Source organism: Fictibacillus nanhaiensis, from assembly GCF_019801215.1.
Lineage (GTDB): Bacteria > Bacillota > Bacilli > Bacillales > Fictibacillaceae > Fictibacillus > Fictibacillus nanhaiensis_C.
Genome location: NZ_JAHVJO010000002.1, coordinates 611,715 through 630,861, shown reverse-complemented (window position 1 = coordinate 630,861; position 19,147 = coordinate 611,715). Strand labels below are relative to the sequence as shown.

The 19,147-nt window shown below is 43.3% G+C and carries 20 protein-coding genes; 17 read left to right on the top strand and 3 right to left on the bottom strand.

Annotated features, from left to right (window positions below):
* Window positions 1-99 precede the first annotated feature (99 nt).
* Window positions 100-489: a DUF1722 domain-containing protein gene (locus KUV80_RS11720; RefSeq protein ID WP_222462883.1), complete on the bottom strand. Its 390-nt coding sequence runs from the start codon at window positions 487-489 to the stop codon at window positions 100-102.
* Window positions 490-523: 34 nt separating this feature from the next.
* On the bottom strand, window positions 524-721 hold the full coding sequence (locus KUV80_RS11715; RefSeq protein WP_222462882.1) for a hypothetical protein: 198 nt from the start codon (window positions 719-721) through the stop codon (window positions 524-526).
* Window positions 722-943: 222 nt separating this feature from the next.
* Here KUV80_RS11715 and KUV80_RS11710 point away from each other — a divergent pair, with 222 nt between their 5' ends.
* The 16 genes from KUV80_RS11710 (at window position 944) to KUV80_RS11635 (ending at window position 17,117) form a co-directional block, all read left to right on the top strand.
* Complete coding sequence (locus KUV80_RS11710; protein WP_222462881.1) at window positions 944-1,318, top strand: NADH-quinone oxidoreductase subunit A; 375 nt, start codon at window positions 944-946, stop codon at window positions 1,316-1,318.
* Window positions 1,309-1,824, top strand: coding sequence for a NuoB/complex I 20 kDa subunit family protein (locus KUV80_RS11705; protein WP_222462880.1), 516 nt, complete (start codon window positions 1,309-1,311; stop codon window positions 1,822-1,824). Before KUV80_RS11710 ends, KUV80_RS11705 begins: the two co-directional genes overlap by 10 nt.
* On the top strand, window positions 1,821-3,089 hold the full coding sequence (locus KUV80_RS11700; protein WP_222462879.1) for an NADH-quinone oxidoreductase subunit C: 1,269 nt from the start codon (window positions 1,821-1,823) through the stop codon (window positions 3,087-3,089). The genes KUV80_RS11705 and KUV80_RS11700 overlap by 4 nt, the downstream gene beginning before the upstream one ends.
* A 3-nt stretch (window positions 3,090-3,092) precedes the next feature.
* Window positions 3,093-4,193 carry an NADH-quinone oxidoreductase subunit D gene (locus tag KUV80_RS11695; protein ID WP_222462878.1) on the top strand — a complete coding sequence of 367 codons (1,101 nt, stop codon included), beginning with the start codon at window positions 3,093-3,095 and terminating at the stop codon, window positions 4,191-4,193.
* Entirely contained in the window at window positions 4,193-5,194 is a 1,002-nt protein-coding gene (gene nuoH / locus KUV80_RS11690; protein ID WP_222462877.1) for an NADH-quinone oxidoreductase subunit NuoH, read from the top strand. Before KUV80_RS11695 ends, nuoH begins: the two co-directional genes overlap by 1 nt.
* A gap of 541 nt (window positions 5,195-5,735) precedes the next feature.
* Window positions 5,736-6,155, top strand: a complete 420-nt coding sequence (nuoI, locus tag KUV80_RS11685; RefSeq protein ID WP_066244809.1) for an NADH-quinone oxidoreductase subunit NuoI — start codon at window positions 5,736-5,738, stop codon at window positions 6,153-6,155.
* Entirely contained in the window at window positions 6,152-6,664 is a 513-nt protein-coding gene (locus KUV80_RS11680) for an NADH-quinone oxidoreductase subunit J (RefSeq protein WP_222462876.1), read from the top strand. The genes nuoI and KUV80_RS11680 overlap by 4 nt, the downstream gene beginning before the upstream one ends.
* Complete coding sequence (gene nuoK / locus KUV80_RS11675) at window positions 6,661-6,975, top strand: NADH-quinone oxidoreductase subunit NuoK (RefSeq protein ID WP_222462875.1); 315 nt, start codon at window positions 6,661-6,663, stop codon at window positions 6,973-6,975. The genes KUV80_RS11680 and nuoK overlap by 4 nt, the downstream gene beginning before the upstream one ends.
* Before the next feature lie 20 nt (window positions 6,976-6,995).
* Window positions 6,996-8,864 carry an NADH-quinone oxidoreductase subunit L gene (nuoL, locus tag KUV80_RS11670; RefSeq protein WP_222463157.1) on the top strand — a complete coding sequence of 623 codons (1,869 nt, stop codon included), beginning with the start codon at window positions 6,996-6,998 and terminating at the stop codon, window positions 8,862-8,864.
* On the top strand, window positions 8,861-10,381 hold the full coding sequence (locus KUV80_RS11665) for a complex I subunit 4 family protein (RefSeq protein WP_222462874.1): 1,521 nt from the start codon (window positions 8,861-8,863) through the stop codon (window positions 10,379-10,381). The genes nuoL and KUV80_RS11665 overlap by 4 nt, the downstream gene beginning before the upstream one ends.
* 3 nt (window positions 10,382-10,384) lie before the next feature.
* Complete coding sequence (nuoN, locus tag KUV80_RS11660) at window positions 10,385-11,923, top strand: NADH-quinone oxidoreductase subunit NuoN (RefSeq protein ID WP_222462873.1); 1,539 nt, start codon at window positions 10,385-10,387, stop codon at window positions 11,921-11,923.
* Between the two features lie 310 nt (window positions 11,924-12,233).
* Window positions 12,234-12,467 carry a DUF1146 family protein gene (locus KUV80_RS11655; protein ID WP_222462872.1) on the top strand — a complete coding sequence of 78 codons (234 nt, stop codon included), beginning with the start codon at window positions 12,234-12,236 and terminating at the stop codon, window positions 12,465-12,467.
* Window positions 12,468-12,574: 107 nt separating this feature from the next.
* On the top strand, window positions 12,575-13,324 hold the full coding sequence (locus tag KUV80_RS11650) for a YwmB family TATA-box binding protein (protein ID WP_222462871.1): 750 nt from the start codon (window positions 12,575-12,577) through the stop codon (window positions 13,322-13,324).
* Window positions 13,325-13,354: 30 nt separating this feature from the next.
* Window positions 13,355-14,665 (top strand): UDP-N-acetylglucosamine 1-carboxyvinyltransferase, encoded by a 1,311-nt coding sequence (murA, locus tag KUV80_RS11645; RefSeq protein WP_222462870.1) that lies wholly within the window; start codon window positions 13,355-13,357, stop codon window positions 14,663-14,665.
* A gap of 134 nt (window positions 14,666-14,799) precedes the next feature.
* Entirely contained in the window at window positions 14,800-14,946 is a 147-nt protein-coding gene (locus KUV80_RS11640) for a lmo0937 family membrane protein (RefSeq protein ID WP_222462869.1), read from the top strand.
* 503 nt (window positions 14,947-15,449) lie between these two features.
* Window positions 15,450-17,117 carry a M4 family metallopeptidase gene (locus KUV80_RS11635; protein ID WP_222462868.1) on the top strand — a complete coding sequence of 556 codons (1,668 nt, stop codon included), beginning with the start codon at window positions 15,450-15,452 and terminating at the stop codon, window positions 17,115-17,117.
* A gap of 54 nt (window positions 17,118-17,171) precedes the next feature.
* On the opposite strand, the gene KUV80_RS11630 is transcribed toward KUV80_RS11635, so the two are convergent.
* Complete coding sequence (locus KUV80_RS11630) at window positions 17,172-17,786, bottom strand: RsiV family protein (RefSeq protein WP_222462867.1); 615 nt, start codon at window positions 17,784-17,786, stop codon at window positions 17,172-17,174.
* A 193-nt stretch (window positions 17,787-17,979) separates the two neighbouring features.
* Here KUV80_RS11630 and spoIID point away from each other — a divergent pair, with 193 nt between their 5' ends.
* Window positions 17,980-19,014 carry a stage II sporulation protein D gene (spoIID, locus tag KUV80_RS11625; RefSeq protein ID WP_338083491.1) on the top strand — a complete coding sequence of 345 codons (1,035 nt, stop codon included), beginning with the start codon at window positions 17,980-17,982 and terminating at the stop codon, window positions 19,012-19,014.
* The last annotated feature ends 133 nt before the right edge of the window (window positions 19,015-19,147 follow it).

Below are 19,147 nucleotides of genomic sequence, written 5' to 3'. Positions count from 1 at the left end.
TTGTACCCCTCAAGCTATAAATCAAGAGCAGTTTCGGATGCCGAAACTGCTCTTATCATCTTAAAACGAAAGGATGCTCCCGTTTCATAGGGAACATCCTTATTTTTTTATAAAAGTAGAACGTGAAAGATAGTCTGAAGGGTATTTTTTAAGCAAATCTTGCAAAAAAAGCATCATATTAGGCGGGATGCTCTCCATTTTTTCCGTATCGGAAGATTTCAATTCTTTTAACAGTGAAAAGAACTGCTCTTTTTCTTTTTCGTCTGCCGATTTTTTAAAATAACCCCAAACGTGCTCGAAGGTATTTATAATCGCTTTTGTATCAAAGGGTTCTTCTCTATAAACTGAAATCAGCTCTTCAATGGCTTCATATTCTTTAACCGTCTCGGCATCTCTCATTTTTCCTTGAATGTCTTTGTAGAAGTTATACCCCTTTGCCATAACCGTGTATTTTTCACTGGCCCAAAGCCGTTCAGTTTCTTTCTTCAAGAAAAATCACTCTCCCATTACTAAGATTCAATAATCAAATATAAATGTACAGAGCAAGCGCACCGAGTGAAACAAGAATTAAAACAGCATAGATGACGGTTAATCGAACTAGGTTTTGTTTCGTCGATTTTCCGTAATTTTCATCCTGCGTTCTTGAGATCATAATCGTCCCGATCAATCCGCCGATTGAAATCACGACAATCAGAAAATAAGCGATCCACCACAAATCCATAAACCAATTCCCCCTTTTTCATCACTTTTATCTTACTTCTTCTTTTCTTTCCGCCCCAAAATAATCATTACAGGATTGTGAACGTTTCTATAGAAAAATAAGTATAGACACTTTTTTTGGAGTAGATCTCAAAAAAGGCATCATCGACACAAAATTTGGAATTTGATATAATTGTAGCGGTTACACTATTTGAAAAATTCTGAAGACTAGGAGGTAGTCATAATGGAATTTTATCATTACTATCAGAACAATTACCTCATTGTGGCTGTATTTCTTTTTTTAGGGATCTTATTGCCGGTGGTCGCGTTGACGGCAGGCCGTTTTTTACGTCCTTATAAACCATCTGAAGAAAAATACACCACTTACGAAAGCGGGATCGAACCCTTTCACCAAAGCTGGGTTCAGTACAATGTCCGCTATTATTTATTTGCACTTATGTTCGTTATTTTTGATGTTGAAACGGTATTTTTATATCCATGGGCAGTGGCGTATGAAGAACTCGGTATTTTTGCGCTCATTGAAATGGGAATATTCGTCGTTCTGTTAACGCTAGGTCTCGTATACGCTTGGAAAAAGAAGGTGCTTAAATGGACATAAAATGGGAGCTTACAGCTGAAGAACGATCAGAACTAGATCGAAACGTATTCATGGTCACACTCGAACAAGTGAAAGCTTGGGCGAGAAGCAATTCACTTTGGCCGTTAACCTTTGGACTCGCATGCTGTGCCATTGAAATGATGGGAACAGGTTCATCTCATTACGACCTTGACCGTTTTGGGAGTATTTTCAGGACCTCTCCCCGCCAGTCCGATGTCATGATCGTCTCGGGTACGGTAACGAAAAAGATGGCACCTGTTTTAAAAAGATTGTACGAACAAATGCCAGAGCCGAAATGGGTAATCGCGATGGGGTCGTGCGCGACAGCAGGCGGTCCTTATATAAAATCTTACGCTGTTGTAAAAGGGGTCGATCAGATCGTCCCTGTTGATGTATACATACCAGGGTGTCCACCAAACCCGGCCGCACTGATTTACGGCATAAACAAGCTTCAGGAGAAAATCCGTTATGAAGCGAAGACCGGCAAGAAGGTGATGAGCGAATGACAAAAGAACATGATGAATCAAAGGAAGGTTTATCCATAGAAGAACAGAAGAAAAAAGCTGCCGCTGAAGCAAAGGCAAAAGCGCTCGAGCTCGCGAAACAGCGCCAAGCCGAAAAAGAAAAAGCAACGGACGCGCCAACAGCATCATCAAAACCAGAATTAACAAAAGAAGAGCTAAAAAAGAAAGCTGCCGCAGAAGCGAAGGCGAAAGCGCTCGAGCTCGCAAAACAACGCCAAGCTGAAAAAGAAAAAGCGTCAGAAGCGCCAACAGCATCATCAGAACCAGAATTAACAAAAGAAGAGCTAAAAAAGAAAGCTGCCGCTGAAGCGAAGGCAAAAGCACTCGAGCTCGCGAAACAGCGCCAGGCGGAAAAAGAGAAAGCAACTGAAGCGCCATCAGCATCAGCTGAACCAGCCGGTGATGACGAAAAAGCAAAAGCTGCTGCGAAAGCGAAAGCCGCTGCAGCCGCAAAGGCAAAGGCAGCCGCAGCCGCGAAAGCGAAAGCACTAAGAGATGCAGGCGGAGAAAAGGCAGAACCAGCCGGTGATGACGAAAAAGCAAAAGCCGCAGCGAAAGCGAAAGCTGCTGCAGCCGCAAAGGCAAAGGCAGCCGCAGCCGCGAAAGCGAAAGCACTAAGAGATGCAGGCGGAGAAAAGGCAGAACCAGCTGGTGATGACGAAAAAGCAAAAGCAATTGCTGCTGCAAAAGCAAAGGCCGCTGCTGCTGCGAAAGCACGCGCCGCTGCTAACAGTAAGGCTGAAGAACCTGCTACCGAAGTGAAGCCATCTCCTAACCAGCCTATCCTGGATACATACGTGAAAGTTATCAAAGAAAACCTTGGAGACGATTGTTTAGAGGACGCTTATATCAATCGGCTATCAAAAGACGTGCCGACTCTAGTTGCTAAACCGGAAAGCTATTATAAAATAGCGGAGTTTTTAAAGCATAATGACCAATTGCGTTTTGATTATTTGTCGGAAATGCATGGCACTGATTTTGAAACACATTTTGAAGTTTACAACCATTTGTATTCTTATCATAATCGCCAATCTGTCGCCCTAAAGGTGAAAATCGACAGAGAAAGTGCCACTACCCAATCCATTACCCCGTTATGGGAAGGGGCAAACTGGCCTGAGCGGGAAACGTTTGACCTTTTGGGCATTGTATTTGAAGGTCATCCTAATTTAACACGCATTATGATGCCAGATGACTGGGTAGGTCATCCGCTCCGAAAAGATTATGAACCGCATGACGTGGAGGTGTAGAGTATGATTCGGACAGAAGAGATGCTCCTCAACGTTGGACCTCAGCATCCGAGTACACACGGTGTTTTTCGGATCGTATTGAGAATTGATGGAGAAACGATTATAGAAGCGACTCCCGTTATTGGCTATTTGCATCGAGGAACGGAAAAGCTTGCAGAAAACCTTCAATACACTCAGATCATTCCGTACACAGACCGCATGGATTATTTAGCAGCGATGACGAACAATTATGTGATCTGTCACGCGGTAGAAACGATGATGAGTCTTGAAATTCCTGAACGCGCTGAATATTTGCGCGTCATTGTGATGGAACTCGGACGAATCGCGAGTCACCTCGTTTGGTTTGGTACATATTTACTTGATATTGGTGCGATGAGCCCTTTTCTTTACGCCTTTCGTGAAAGAGAAGCCATCATCAATATGCTTAACGAAATTTGCGGAGCACGCCTGACGTTCAATTATATGCGTGTCGGTGGTGTGAAATGGGATGCGCCAGATGGTTGGATCGAAAAGGTTCGTGATTTTGTTCCTTATATGAGGGAAGAGCTTGCAGGCTACCACGATCTTGTGACAGGCAACGAAATTTTCCTGAATCGTGTAAAAGGAATCGGGTTTTACACGAAGGAAGAAGCGTTGAACTATTCCTTAAGCGGCGCTAATTTAAGATGTACAGGAACGCAGTGGGATCTTAGAAAAGATGAACCGTATTCCATTTATGACCGATTCGATTTTGATGTACCGGTGTTTCATACGGGAGATGCATGGGCGCGTTATCAGTGCCGCATGCAGGAAATCGAAGAATCGCTGAAAATTCTAGAGCAAGCAGTGGAACAGTTTCCTGAAGAAGGTCCAGTTATGGCAAAAGTTCCGCGAATCATTAAGCCGCCTAAGGGCGAAGCATTTGTCAGAATCGAATCCCCACGAGGTGAGATCGGCTGCTATATCGCATCAGAAGGAAAGAAAGAACCCTATCGATTAAAGTTCCGCAGACCGTCGTTCTATAATCTGCAGATCCTGCCAAAGCTTTTAGTCGGCGAAAACATTTCCAATCTGATTACGATATTGGGCGGAATCGACATTGTGCTTGGGGAGGTTGATGGCTGATGATGGAGGATTTGTTATACGCACAGCCAGGCTGGGGACATGTAGCGATTTTCTTTGCGCTTGGTGCAGCGCTCCTCATGACCGTTTTAGGATTTGTAACGTACGCGATTTTAGCTGAGCGAAAAGTGCTTGGGTTTATGCAGATGCGAACAGGGCCGAACCGGGTAGGAGGAAGGTTCGGTCTCCTCCAAACCGTTGCAGACGTTTTAAAGCTTTTATTAAAAGAAGACACCATTCCGAAGCTTGCCGACCGGCCGCTCTTTATTCTCGCTCCGGTCCTTGCGTTTGCTCCTGCATTCATGGTGCTTGCGACGATTCCGTTCTCTGAAAACATGCAGTTTGCTGATCTTGGTGTCGGTTTATTGTATTATGTGGCCGTGTCAGGCATCTCAACGATCGGTATCTTGATGGGTGGCTGGGCTTCTAACAACAAGTATTCGCTGCTTGGCGGCATGCGTGCTGCAGCGCAAATGATCTCGTATGAGATACCGCTTGTTATTTCGGTGATCGGTGTTATTCTTTTTGCTGGTAGTCTTAATTTAAATGATATCGTCAGAGGTCAAGAAAATATTGCTTACATCTTTTTAACACCGATCGGGTTCATTGTCTTTTTAATCTCTTCAATCGCTGAGTTGAACCGAACTCCGTTTGACTTACCTGAGGCAGAATCAGAGCTCGTTGCCGGTTATCATGTGGAATATTCAGGATTTCGCTGGGCGTTCTTTATGCTGACAGAGTATGTTTATTTGTTCGCGATGGCCTCGCTTACAACCGTTTTGTTCCTAGGCGGCTGGAATCCCCTTCCGTTTTTAGGATTCATTCCGGGAGTGCTGTGGTTTGGGGTCAAATTCAGCATCGTCGTGTTTTTTATGATCTGGATTCGTGGAACACTTCCTCGTCTGCGTGCGGATCAGCTGATGGGCTTTGCGTGGAAAGTACTTCTACCGCTCGCGCTGTTGAATATCTTCGTAAGTGCAGCCGTAAAAGAGCTATTTTTATAAAAGGCTGTTTTCATAAACTTTGTTGTCTTTGGAAGATGTTGATTTCCGTTTCAGTTGCTCGCTTTCCGCGGGGCAGGCGGTGAGCCACATTCGTACGTTTCACTTTTAAGTGTCTCACCTGACCGCCAGTCCCGCAGGAGTCTCTCAACTTCCACTGGAATCAACTTTTCAATGAAGTATTTTAAATCACCCTGTAGCAACAAACTTTTAGAATAGAGCCTTATATAATAAATCGGTGAATTGCTTAGTTGTTTAGTTGAAGCTAGCAAATATACTTCCAATCTAGCTTGTTGTAACAACTTCATCGAATTGTTGATTGGAGCGCAAGGGGCGAGACTCCTGGGGGATCAGTGGGCCAGGTGAGACTTCTAAACGGCGCAAAGCGCAGAGGAGGCTCACCGAACACCCCCCTGAAAGCGAGCATCCTGAAGCGGAGATCAACACTTTCACAAACAGCGAAGCATCTCCTAAACTAATAGATTTCCAACAAAGCAATTGCCCACTCAATAGATAGACCAAAGCATAAGGAGCGTGATTCAGGATGAAAGGTCTTGTTAAAGGTTTAAGCTATACGGTTAAAAACTTGACGAAGCAAAATGTTACGACAAGTTATCCGGACGTGCCGATCCAAATGCCTGACCGTTTCCGCGGTATTCAAAAGTTTTATCCGGAAAAGTGCATCGTTTGTAATCAGTGTGCACAGATCTGCCCAACAGACTGCATACAGTTAACGGGCAAACCGCATCCGGATCCAGCGAAAAAAGGCAAGATCATTGATACGTATGATATTAACTTTGAAATCTGTATTCTGTGCGATCTATGTACAGAGGTTTGTCCGACTGAAGCTATCGTCATGACAAACCAGTTCGAACTTGCTGAATACAGCCGGGACGAATTGTTTAAAAACCTGGAATGGCTGGATGAAAATGATGAAAACGTCAGAAAGGAGAACAAAGCATGACCGGTGAAATGATAGCTTTTTTCCTGCTTGCGCTAACAGCGATTACCGGTGGAGTTCTTCTCATCAACCTGACGAATGTGGTACATATGGTTGTCGCCCTTATTTTCACGTTCATTGCCATTGCAGGAATTTACATTACGTTGTCTGCAGAATTCGTAGCCGTCGTTCAAGTGCTTATCTATTCGGGAGCGATTACAATCATCATGCTTTTTGGGATCATGCTCACCCGACATCAGGAAAAAGAAAAGACGGCACCTCGTTTGAAGGTTTGGCTTGCAGGAGGTTCAATCGCGCTTTTCTTCATCATCATGTATGGAAAGATCAAGGACCTTAATTTTGGACAGCAAAATGCAGAGCTGCATATTGATAACACGAAAAAGATCGGGATCGAGCTGTATTCTCATTACGTGATTCCGTTCGAATTAACGTCTGTCTTGCTGTTGGTCGCCCTGATCGGTTCGATCATCCTTGCTAAAAGAGACGATGATGAAAAGGAGGCAAAAAAATGAGCTCTGTTCCATTAACAGCTTACTTGATGCTTGCCTTAATTTTGTTTTGTATCGGTCTTTTCGGTGCATTAACGAAGCGAAACGCAGTCATTGTCTTAATTTCAATCGAATTGATGCTGAATGCAGTAAATATTAATCTAGTAGCTTTTGCGAAATATTCGTTAAATCCGGGTCTGACCGGACAGGTTTTCTCCTTGTTTACCATTACGGTAGCGGCTGCTGAAGCGGCAGTCGGACTTGCGATTCTGATTGCACTCTACCGCAACCGACAAACGGTAAACGTGGATGAAATGGACACGATGAAGCGATAAGAGAGGAGATGGACGATCAGATGTTGCAGATGAGTTGGTTAATACCGTTGTTCCCGCTTTTATCCTTCATTCTTTTAGTAGTATTCAGAAAATCTAGCAATGAAAACACTGCCTGGATCGGCGTTCTGTTAACAGGCGCTTCATTCGTCCTGTCATTCGGTGCGTGGCTCGCTGTTTGGCAAGGTGACGGGATTAAGGTGGAGGGAACTTGGTTTCAATTAGGAGAACGAGCCATTACGATGGGATATGAAGTGAATCCTCTTAATGCGCTCATGCTCGTTATCGTTTCACTCGTAAGCCTGCTTGTACACCTCTATTCAAAAGGGTACATGCATGGAGATGAACGATTTTCAGTCTTCTTTGCCTATTTAGGATTGTTTTCGTTTGCAATGCTCGGACTTGTGCTTTCTCCGAATCTATTGCAGTTATATATGTTTTGGGAGCTGGTAGGTCTCGGTTCTTTTCTATTGATCGGATTCTACTATTTTAAGCCAGAAGCAAAGGCTGCCGCGAAAAAAGCCTTCGTCATGACGCGTATTGGAGATGTTGGTCTTTTTATTGGGATGGTCTTGCTATTTTGGCAGGTTGGCAGCTTCGAATATGACGAAATTTTTAGCGCTATTAAAAATGGTGAGCTTTCACAAAGCATGCTTACCCTTACTGCGATTTGTATTTTTGTAGGTGCGATCGGTAAATCAGGACAGCTGCCTTTGCATACTTGGCTTCCTGACGCCATGGAAGGGCCGACACCTGTTTCGGCGCTCATTCATGCTGCGACAATGGTTGCCGCAGGTGTGTATTTAGTAGCTGCGATGTATCCACTTTTTCAAGCATCCGAAACTGCTTTAACGGTTGTTGCTGTAGTGGGAGGGGTAACGGCCATTTTTGCCGCCTCGATCGGCTTGATGCAAAAAGACATCAAACGCGTGTTAGCGTACTCGACTGTCAGTCAGTTAGGGTACATGATGCTTGCGCTAGGTGCTTCTGGCTATGTGGCAGGAATATTTCACCTCACCACTCATGCCTTCTTTAAAGCCTTGCTGTTTTTGGCAGCGGGAAGTGTGATTCATGCCGTACATACGCAAAACATTGAGGAGATGGGCGGACTATGGAAAAAGCTGAACATAACAGGTCCTCTCTTTTTAATCGGTGCGCTCGCGATTTCTGGAATCCCGCTATTATCAGGGTTTTTCTCCAAAGATGAAATATTGATGAGCACGTATGCGGACGGAAAATATGGTCTGTTCTGGATCGCTGTTATCGCCGCGTTCATGACAGCGTTCTATATGTTTCGTTTATTCTTTCTTGTTTTTACCGGAAAACCGCGCGGCAGCCAAAAAGGTGTTCACGAATCTCCAAGTGTAATGACCTTGCCGATGATCGTTCTTGGTGTACTCGCAGTAGTAGCCGGTTACTTGAACACACCATGGTTTGGAACGTTTTTAACGGATTACTTATCTCAAGGACCAGTCGAGCTATTACACGCTGATCACCATGGCCCAGTATGGATTCCTTTTGTGGCAACAGCTGTGGCGCTTTTAGGGATTGGTCTTGCCTATATGATCTATCAAAAGGGGTCCGTTTCACGAGACTGGCTTACCCGCACGTTTCCAGGACTCAGTCATGTGATCTATAACAAATGGTTCGTGGATGAAGGCTATGACCGTACGGTTGTAAAAGGCACGACGGGATTGAGCTGGCTCGGTGTGTGGTTTGACAAGTATGTTATTGAAGGCTTGGTTGCAGGAGTAGTATCAGGTGTTCAAGCTCTCAGCAGACTTGGCTCCGAGATGCAGAACGGCCAGGTTCAGTCGTACGGTACGTTTGCAATTTTTGGACTCGTACTATTATTGCTCATCGCGGCATTATCAGGGGGGTATTTTTCATGAGTACGTGGCTGTTATCAATCTTGATTTTTTCCCCAATGCTCGGTGTACTTGTTCTTGCTTTCGTTCCTTCTCATGATGAAAAATCGATCAAATGGCTCGGTATTCTAGGGACGCTGTTTCCGCTAGGGACAGCACTTATTACGCTATCGGCTTTTGATATGTCCAGTGACAAGCTGCAGCTTGCAGAAACGTACCGCTGGATCTCGTATGAGGTGTTTCAGTCAAAAGGAGAAGTGAGCTATCCGATTTTTTATGAAGTAGGTGTTAACGGCTTATCGATGGTCCTCATTTTGTTGACAGCTGTCGTAAGCGTATTGGCAGCTGTAGCTTCGTTCTCGATCAAAAAAAACTGGAAAAGTTATTTTATCTTATTTTTCTTGCTTGAAATGGGAATGCTCGGTGTTTTTGCCGCACAAAATCTATTTCTGTTCTTCATTTTCTTTGAGATCACGCTGATTCCGATGTTTTTCTTGATCGGCCGGTGGGGGTATGTAGAACGGGAAAAGGCGGCATATAGCTTCTTAATTTATAACGGAGTAGGTTCAGCGATTTTATTGATCGCATTCGTCTCGATGTTTATGAAGACCGGTACGATGAACTTTGAAAAGCTGACAGAAACGTTTTCACTGCCGCAAGAAGAACTAAACGCTGTTTTTATTACCGATGGCTATATGATGGGAATGCTTATTGCCCTGTTGATTGCCTTTGCCGTTAAGCTCCCTGTTGTGCCTTTACATTCATGGATGGTCTCTGTACACGTTCAGGCACCGCCTGCGATCGTTATGATCCACTCAGGCATCTTATTGAAGATTGGAGCATATGGGTTAATTACCTTTGGTGCAGGCATGTTTCCTGAAGAGTTCCGCTCACTTGCTTTTGTGATTGGATTATTCGGAGTCATCAACCTGCTTTACGGGGCGTTTCTTGCCCTCACCCAAACCGATGTGAAACGGGTACTCGCTTATTCTTCGGTCTCCCATATGGGAATCGTGCTCATCGGACTGGCCGCTCTTAATGAAGCAGGGATAACAGGAGCCGTTTTCCAAGTGGTGTCTCATGGCTTGATCTCTGCCTTACTGTTTTTCTTAGTGGGAGCTTTGTATGAACGAGCGGGTACTTCTGAGCTAAATGACCTTGGCGGACTGGCGAAAAGAATGCCGATCCTGGCCGGTGTCCTTCTGGCTGGGGGGCTTGCGTCATTAGGTCTTCCGGGGATGTCCGGTTTTATTAGTGAGTTTATGGCGTTTTTAGGATTGTTCGAAAAGATGCCGATTTTGGCGGCAGTAGGTACACTGGGACTTATTTTAACCGCTGTTTATGTGTTAAGAGCTGTTTTAGCTATAACGTTCGGTACGGAAAAAGAACAGCATGAAACATATACGGATTTAACTTCAGCAGAACGTGTTCCGGCCTTTGTTTTGCTGGCGGCCATCATGTTTATCGGGATCTATCCAGCTTGGTTAAGTGATATGCTCCGTCCCGCATTGGATGTCATACTGCTAGGGTTAGGGGGCTAATTTATGGATTTAGATACGTTGTTATCCTATAAATGGGGCGTTATGGCGCCAGAGTTCATCATACTCGGCGTCGCTACATTGTTATCTGTGCTGGATCTATTTATGAAGAAGGAAGCGAGCCGAAAACCGTTAGCTTGGCTAGCGGGTGCAGGCATAATCGCTGCGTTAGTTTCGGTTTTTCTGCAGCTCGATCAAGAAGTAACGTCCATTTTGTATGATACGTACAGACTGGATTTCTTCTCAAAAGCCTTTAAGATTTTGCTTTTACTCGGAACCCTTCTTGTTATCGTCCTTGCTTCAAGCTATAAAAAGGAAGAGATCGATGAGAACCGGGGCGAATTTTATTATTTACTTCTCGCTGCCCTTTTGGGAGCCATGATGATGGCTTCAAGCGCAGATATGATCACTTTGTTTGTCGGACTTGAACTTCTGTCACTTTCTTCCTATATCATGGCAGGGCTTGAGAGGCGGAACAAGCGAAGCAACGAAGCAGCGTTTAAATATGTAGTCTCTGGAGGAATTGCTACCGCGATTACCTTGTTCGGGATGAGTTATGTCTTCGGTCTGACGGGTGAGACGAATTTGTTTCTGATCGTACAAAACATGCAAGATGAAGAATTGCTGAAACATGGATTTTTGTTAGTGTTTGCGTTTTTCATCACGTTTGTCGGTCTGACGTTTAAGATTGCAGCCGCACCTCTTCATATGTGGGCACCTGATGTATATGAAGGAGCTCCTGTTCCGGTTACAGCATTCTTGAGTGTTGTTTCCAAAACAGCTGGGTTTGTAATCCTGATCCGTTTTATTATCATTACGTTTATTTCAGCACCAGCCGCTCCAAACATCGATGGTGAGGTGATGCTTTTACAAGTTCAGCCTTATGTGATGGCACTTGCCGCTGTTACGATGGTTATCGGTAATGTAACGGCATTACGGCAGCGCAACATAAAGCGGATGTTCGCGTATTCGTCGATTGCGCAGGCAGGGTATCTTTTAGTGCCGTTTGTTTCGAATTCCTCTCTGTTGTTCGAGCTGATCTGGTTCTACTTGCTTGCTTATCTGTTCATGAATATTGGGGCATTTACCATTATTCAGCTGTTAACTACACAAGCTGGATCGAATGACATCAGCGTGTTCAGAGGGTTATTTAAGCGTTCACCTTGGCTCGCTTTACCGATGACACTGTTCCTCTTATCTCTTGCGGGTATCCCGGTCACAGCGGGGTTCGTCGGGAAATTTGGAATCTTTATGGGAGCTCTTGGCCTCGAGCCCGCTCATTATTGGCTTGCAGCCGTGATGATGCTTACGACCCTGATCTCGTATGTGTACTACTTCAATGTCATCGCCGTTATGTTTTTCCGCGATGATGAAGGCAGAAAGATATCAGTTCCAGGTGGTATGGCAACCGTATTAGCGTTTTGTGCAGCTTCCACACTCATACTTGGCGTAATGCCAGGACTCGCACTCGATTTCTTTTATGGAAACTTTGATATAAATGAATTCTTTATGCGGATAGAGGAAGTGGGAACACATACACATTAATAAATTTGAAAAATCTATATTATGGGGCTCTGCAAGGTCAATTTGCAGAGTTTTTTTCTTTTTGAAGAGGGATTTCGGGAATTCATCACAAGAAATGACGATTAATCCACATGTTAAGGCGATTTATCCTCGAATCGACAAAAACCACATGAGTTTTTCCTCATGATCATCCCCAAATCGTTACAACTTTCCGAACTTTCTAATGTAAGGGTTTGCAAAACAGAAAACTAGGGACAAAGTATCTTTTTTAAATGATTAGAAAGAATTATGCTAAAGGTGTCGAAATATGTAATAGGGGGTAAGTTGATTCATGATTCCAATAGGGCAACAAGCTTTGTTACATATCATCGTACATTTATTATTTCTTGTTATTGCTTGGTGGGCCATGCAAGCGATTCATTTTGATTCGTGGATCAAAAAAGGAAAGGTCATGCAGGCAAGAGTGCTTTACATTTTACTTGTCATAAGCCTCGCGAGTCTGGCTAGTGATTTCTTTTTAAAGTATCTACAGTATTCCACCAATCTAAGCCAATTATTTGGATAGAATCCTTACCGTAAAGGATTAACGGAATTGTCGGAATATGACTACAAGTTCCACGGATATCCCTCATTTCTTTGGCAACAATGAGAAATAGAGAGGATGTGCTGGGGATGAAAAAATGGACAATGGCGATTACAGCAATTTTGCTTATGCTTATGATTACTTCCGGATATGCAAAAACTGACGATAAAACTAATGAAGTTTCCCATATAATAAACGTTTTAACTGACAGTGGTGTGAAACTAGATAAATGGACGATGTATTTTCGCGGACAAATAGGTTTTACATCTAAAGGACTAGGGTATTTAACAAAAGCAGAAGAGCTTAAGCGCAATTATCCTGAATTTAACTGGGCGGTAACAGAAGATGAGGCAGGACATCACAAAATGACCGGACTGAATCATCGTGCTGATATGAAGGTAACTGAAAAGATTACCGTCATTACATACCCCCACAAAGACCAATCTGCATCGTATTTTATTTATGCGGTTGAAGGACTTGTCGAAACAAATCCAAACTGGAAAAAACAGATCGAGCCATTATTAGAGAACCGTATTGAAAAATCAGTGGGAGGAAATCCGAAAATTTTCTCTTGTGTTACCGGTACATACGGTGATAAAATGGTGGTTGATTTGTATTCGCAAGCAAATGAACTGGTACAAGCTTTTTCAGCGGTTTCTGTAGAGGAATTAAGGGAAGAGACGTTTGTGTCACTATCTGCATATAATGAGCAGTGGGAACAAGCGATTTATACTGGTCAACAACATAAAATGAATCTTCAGGTTGCGTTAAGAACTGAAGGATTGGGCAGTAAAACTACTGTCACAATTGGCACACCAATAATTACGTCTGAATATTAATATACAAATTGGACGCGGAGGGGAATATCGTTGGAAAAAATCATTGTCCGTGGTGGTAGGCGGTTAGAAGGCTCTGTACGAGTTGAAGGAGCTAAGAATGCCGTACTTCCTGTCATCGCAGCATCCATTTTAGCGAGTCAAGGTAAGAGCACAATTAAAGATGTGCCAGCCCTTGCTGATGTGTTTACGATTAATGAAGTGTTACGTTATTTAAATATTGACGTTGCTTTTGAAAATGGGCAAATTCATGTGGACGCTACGAATGAATTAAAAACAGAAGCACCTTTTGAATATGTTCGTAAAATGAGAGCCTCATTCTTAGTTATGGGACCATTACTTGCTCGTGTTGGACTATCCCGCATCGCACTTCCTGGAGGATGTGCAATTGGATCACGTCCGATCGATCAGCATTTAAAAGGTTTTGAAGCGATGGGAGCAACGGTTAAGATTGGTAACGGCTTTATTGAAGCAAAAGTAGATGGCCGCTTACACGGAGCTAAAATTTATTTAGACTTCCCAAGTGTTGGAGCTACCGAGAACCTTATGATGGCTGCTACACTTGCTGAAGGTACTACCGTTATTGAAAATGCAGCAAAAGAACCAGAAATCGTTTGTTTAGCTAACTACCTGAACGCGATGGGAGCAACTGTAATCGGTGCAGGTACAGGCACAATCCGTATCATCGGTGTTGAAGAGCTTTATGGCGCTGAACATGCTGTAATTGCAGACCGTATTGAAGCAGGAACGTATATGGTTGCTGCCGCAATTACAGAAGGTGACGTATTGATCGAGAATGCGATTGCTGAACATTTACGTCCTTTAATCGCAAAAATGGAAGAAATGGGCGTTCGAATTTCTGAAGAAGGACATGGACTGCGTGTTCGTGGACCTCGTGAATTAAAGCCTGTAGATATTAAAACAATGCCACACCCAGGTTTCCCGACTGACTTGCAGTCACAAATGATGGCTCTCTTGCTTCGTGCAAACGGAACAAGTGTTATTACGGAAACGGTGTTTGAGAACCGCTTTATGCACGTGGAAGAATTCCGCCGCATGAACGGTGATATTAAGATCGAAGGCCGTTCATCTGTAATCAATGGACCTGTAAACCTTCAAGGTGCTGAAGTAGCTTCTACTGACCTTCGAGCAGGTGCAGCTCTTGTACTTGCTGGGCTTGTCGCAGAAGGGTACACACGAGTTACGGAGTTAAAGCACATTGATCGTGGATATGTTGCTTTTACAGAAAAATTGGCTGCATTAGGTGCTGACATCGAGCGTGTGAACGAAGATGTGAAAACGACACCTGCAGAAGAGCAATCATTAAAAAGTAATTTAGCTTAAATTCTAATATTTATTAAGAACCCCCTGGTTGGAGGGTTCTTTTCTTTTTTTGTATAGAAAATTGTTTATAAAACGCTTGCCGAGGGAAATCTAAAACTACAGTACATACTATCATTTGAAGGGAAGTTGAACCCATGCTTTGGACAATAATCGCAATATTAGTCGTGCTTTGGTTATTAGGCTTAGTATTTAAAGTAGCAGGCGGTGTTATCCATATCCTGCTCGTTATCGCTCTCATTATTTTTATCTTTAATTTCATTAAAGGCAGGAAAATGAAGTAGCTGAACAAAGCTGGCGGAGGCGCCGGCTTTTTTTATTTGTTGGCATGTGGTGGAGTGATGGGTGAGTAAGGGGGAGGGTTTGTAGTTGTCGAAAATTCGATAAGTTCCCTGTAACGTGGAAAAAATGCAAATAACGTAGGACAAATGCTAAATAACGTGGAATTATTGAAAATAACGTAAGAGAAATGCTGAATAACGTGAAAATATACATAAAATGAAATCTAAAAGCGATCTTTATCACTGATTTTAAGCGTGAAGAAGATGGCTTTTTTATTGTTTGCCTATCAATGGGTCCATTATAAAGGACTTTTTACTTATTCGTGACTTTGGTCTCATATTTCCAACTGCAATCAAGTGGTCAAAAAGACCCTCTTTTTCACCGGAATCCTACCGATTAGTACCAATCTATCAAAATTTTTGAAATAGTTTGAAAATAAAAGAAAAGATGCTACTATAAATCCACTGGCTTAAAAATCTTAATAAGTGAAGGGGATTGGGTAGGGATGAATAAAAAGATTGCAGCATGGGGTTTAACACTTGGACTTGCAGTAAGTCCGCTGGTTGGTGGACAAGCATCAGCTGAAGCACCACTTAATGTTTTATCTGCAAAAAAGTATGACAGTTTAACAGGGACACCATCCTTTTTGTCTGGTAAATTAACGGAATCTTCAAGCAAATCAGCTAAGGATGTGGTGATGTCCTATATTCAAAAAGAGTCAAAAACCTTTAAGCTTGGAACGCAAAAGGCTGAAGAAGCTTTTACGGTGAAATCTGTAACGAAGGATGAATTAGGCCGGCAGATGGTTCGACTTCAGCAAACCTATAAAGGCGTTCCTGTTTGGGGATCCACACAAGTTGCGCATGTAAATGATAACGGTGAACTAATCGTGTTTTCTGGAACGGTGATTCCTCATCTGCAGGAAAAACCAGGTCTCGGGTTCGGTAAAAAGCTGCCTGCTTCAAAAGCAGTTGCTGCAGCTGTCGGAGACTTAGGGTTTACGCCGGAATATGAAGCAACACCAACTGCAGATTTAGTGGTGTATACACAAGGAGATCAAGCCACATACGCTTACCTGGTTAACTTGAATTTCTTATCGCCAGAACCGGGTAACTATAATTATTTTGTAGATGCCAAAACGGGAGACATCCTTCATTCTTATAATGACCTCGATGAAGCGAACGGCGGACAGAAAGCACCTCCTGGAGGCGGCGGTTCATTAGTGGGGACGAATGCTGTTGGGTCGGGAACGGGTGTCCTTGGAGATACAAAATCCTTAAACACTCTTTTATCGAGCGGTAAATATTACTTGCAGGACAACACGAGAGGAAGCGGAGTATTTACATATGATGCTGCTAATCGTTCAAAACTTCCTGGCAGCCTTTGGGCGGATACAGATAATCAGTTCCATGCAACTTATGACGGAGCAGCAGTAGATGCCCACCATTATGCTGGAGCCACATACGATTATTATAAAGCGGTCTTTAACCGCAACTCTTACGATAACAATGGAGCGGCTTTAAAATCTACTGTTCACTATGGACGTAATTACAATAACGCGTTCTGGAACGGTCAGCAGATGGTATACGGAGATGGTGACGGAACGACATTCATCCCATTATCAGGCGCATTGGATGTTGTAGCGCATGAGTTAACACATGCGGTAACAGATTTCACTTCAGATCTGATCTATCAAAACGAATCAGGGGCATTGAACGAAGCAATGTCTGATATTTTTGGAACGCTAGTGGAGCATCATCACAACAACAATCCTGATTATGAGATCGGAGAAGACATCTACACGCCAGGCACGCCAAATGACGCACTGCGTTCTATGAGTGATCCTACTAAGTATAATGATCCTGACCACTATTCTGTTCGTTACACAGGAACTGGGGACAACGGAGGCGTACACATCAATAGCGGTATCATCAACAAGGCAGCCTATCTTCTGGCAGTTGGTGGAACGCATTATGGTGTAACGGTCCCTGCAATTGGCAACGACAAAGTAGGAGCGATCTATTACAGAGCCAACACAGTGTACTTAACAGCTTCCTCTAACTTCAGCCAAGCAAGAGCTGCACTCGTTCAATCCGCAGCTGACTTATATGGTGCAGCATCACCAGAAGTAAACGCGGTAAACAAATCATATGACGCAGTTGGCGTGAACTAAATACAAGTAAAAACCCTGATTCTTATTACGAGGATCAGGGTTTTTGTTTTTTTACTATAATCCATATACCGCCATTCTGCCGAGGGGACCTTTCTCATCGATAATATTCTGCAGATCAAAAACCGAGATTGAAAACATCGGAAAACCATACACATAAGCCGTGATCTCATACAGCTGAAAATAGATAACGAGAGCTTTATCGGCAATATAAAAATCCTGATCGGGCCTGATGCTTTTAAACGGCTCTAGCGTATCAATCTTTAGTGCTTTAATCTGTTCTTTTATGATGTGGTTCAACACTTGCACGTAGTTGCTGTCCGGTTTAAAGAGATCCTTCAGACGATACGTTCTGCCAGTCGTGAGATCCCATGTCAGCGATTTGATATACGTCATACCATGCGCTTGCATGGGCGTATACGCATAATTGCTGAACGCCACGCTTAAAATGTTCTTTTCGTTCGTTTTTATACCAAACTCTCCATACATCTCAGTCTGAGTTTCTGGATTTTGCATATGGGCAAGTTCTTGATTTTGTTGAATAATCTGCTGATTAACCTGCTGCTGAATACGTGGATTGATCTGCCCTTCAATCTGCGGGTAATAAATCTTTATGTTGTGCGGAGAATAGGTAAGCGTCCGGATCAAAACAGGCGGTTGAAACTGCTCCATGATGTTCCCCCTTTCCTCTGTCTCCCTACAACTTATGCGCCATATCCTTTTAACAGACGGCTATCGGTACAAAACTTGTAATAGGTTGATAATGAACATAATCACATTGTAAAATTGCTAGTTTTCATGTTCTAAAGTCTTCTCTTTTTGTATAAGTTGTATGGTAGAAAACAAAAGAGGAGGGCAAGGGAACGTGCATGTAAAAATCAAGCCGCTGATCTGGATTCTAGTAATTTTTATTACCATTATCGTCTTGCTTCCCACCATACTCGTGCTACCATTTTCGTCTCCGCCTCCTGAGTGGAATGAAGAAAACAAAGCACGGCCATCTGAGAGAATGCTAGCTTTGGAAATGCCTCATTCGGATATCGTTGTCCCGGTGTTTCGAACATCTATGGATACGGTCCAGAATATTCCGTTAGAAGAGTATGTTGCGGGGGTAGTGGCTTCTGAGATGCCCGCAGAGTTTGAACTAGAAGCATTGAAAGCACAAGCATTAACCGCCAGAACGTTTATTGTTAAAGCGCTGCTAAACCCGGCAAAAGATGATCGAATGCCGGAAGATGCTGTCGTAACAGACACGATCATGCATCAGGTGTATAAAGGAAATGAAGAACTGCAAACGCTTTGGGGAGAGAATTTTAACGAGAAACTCGCAAAGATCGTTAAAGCTGTTACAGAAACAAAAGGGCAGATTTTAACGTATGAAGGGGAGCCGATTCAAGCTAGCTTCTTTTCAACGAGCAATGGATTCACCGTCAATTCGGAAGACTATTGGAAAAACAAATACCCTTATTTACGAAGTGTTGAAAGTCCGTGGGATAAAGAATCACCAAAATACTTACAGACGGTTCACCTTTCCGTAGACACAGTGGAAGAAAAGCTCGGTGTTTCCATAACGAAGAACGGTAAAGTTGGAAAGATCGTCTCAACGACGAGCGGAAAACGGATCGGCAAAATTTCAATAGGGAAAAAAGCATTTACCGGTAAAGAAATACGAGAGAAGCTGGAACTCCGCTCGACCGATTTTCAAATGGAGAAAAAGGGAAAACAGATCATCATCACTACAAAAGGCTACGGACACGGAGTTGGTATGAGTCAGTACGGAGCAAACGGGATGGCGATGGAAGGCAAATCTTATGAACAAATCGTAAGCTATTATTATAAAGGAATTGAGATCACCGATTACAAACCGATCGCTGATAAAGGCCTAGCTTATCACCCTTAAAAAGTAAAAGAGGGGTCTGTCCCGGGACAGACCCCTTCGTTATTAAGAACCGCATTGTGTCATAGACATGGTGCGGTTTTTTTTGCATGTCGAAAAAAACTTTCAAAAAATTTACGGGCTAAAGTATATATTT

What these genes read in the sequence shown, in the direction of transcription:
- KUV80_RS11695 (WP_222462878.1), top strand. Translation starts at nt 3,093, where the DNA reads ATGATTCGGACAGAAGAGATGCTCCTCAACGTTGGACCTCAGCATCCG.
- KUV80_RS11715 (WP_222462882.1), bottom strand. Translation starts at nt 721, where the DNA reads ATGGATTTGTGGTGGATCGCTTATTTTCTGATTGTCGTGATTTCAATC.
- KUV80_RS11705 (WP_222462880.1), top strand. Translation starts at nt 1,309, where the DNA reads ATGGACATAAAATGGGAGCTTACAGCTGAAGAACGATCAGAACTAGAT.
- KUV80_RS11650 (WP_222462871.1), top strand. Translation starts at nt 12,575, where the DNA reads ATGAAAAAATGGACAATGGCGATTACAGCAATTTTGCTTATGCTTATG.
- KUV80_RS11655 (WP_222462872.1), top strand. Translation starts at nt 12,234, where the DNA reads ATGATTCCAATAGGGCAACAAGCTTTGTTACATATCATCGTACATTTA.
- KUV80_RS11680 (WP_222462876.1), top strand. Translation starts at nt 6,152, where the DNA reads ATGACCGGTGAAATGATAGCTTTTTTCCTGCTTGCGCTAACAGCGATT.
- KUV80_RS11635 (WP_222462868.1), top strand. Translation starts at nt 15,450, where the DNA reads ATGAATAAAAAGATTGCAGCATGGGGTTTAACACTTGGACTTGCAGTA.
- nuoH (WP_222462877.1), top strand. Translation starts at nt 4,193, where the DNA reads ATGATGGAGGATTTGTTATACGCACAGCCAGGCTGGGGACATGTAGCG.
- nuoL (WP_222463157.1), top strand. Translation starts at nt 6,996, where the DNA reads ATGTTGCAGATGAGTTGGTTAATACCGTTGTTCCCGCTTTTATCCTTC.
- KUV80_RS11665 (WP_222462874.1), top strand. Translation starts at nt 8,861, where the DNA reads ATGAGTACGTGGCTGTTATCAATCTTGATTTTTTCCCCAATGCTCGGT.
- KUV80_RS11630 (WP_222462867.1), bottom strand. Translation starts at nt 17,786, where the DNA reads ATGGAGCAGTTTCAACCGCCTGTTTTGATCCGGACGCTTACCTATTCT.
- nuoN (WP_222462873.1), top strand. Translation starts at nt 10,385, where the DNA reads ATGGATTTAGATACGTTGTTATCCTATAAATGGGGCGTTATGGCGCCA.
- nuoK (WP_222462875.1), top strand. Translation starts at nt 6,661, where the DNA reads ATGAGCTCTGTTCCATTAACAGCTTACTTGATGCTTGCCTTAATTTTG.
- KUV80_RS11710 (WP_222462881.1), top strand. Translation starts at nt 944, where the DNA reads ATGGAATTTTATCATTACTATCAGAACAATTACCTCATTGTGGCTGTA.
- KUV80_RS11700 (WP_222462879.1), top strand. Translation starts at nt 1,821, where the DNA reads ATGACAAAAGAACATGATGAATCAAAGGAAGGTTTATCCATAGAAGAA.
- KUV80_RS11640 (WP_222462869.1), top strand. Translation starts at nt 14,800, where the DNA reads ATGCTTTGGACAATAATCGCAATATTAGTCGTGCTTTGGTTATTAGGC.
- nuoI (WP_066244809.1), top strand. Translation starts at nt 5,736, where the DNA reads ATGAAAGGTCTTGTTAAAGGTTTAAGCTATACGGTTAAAAACTTGACG.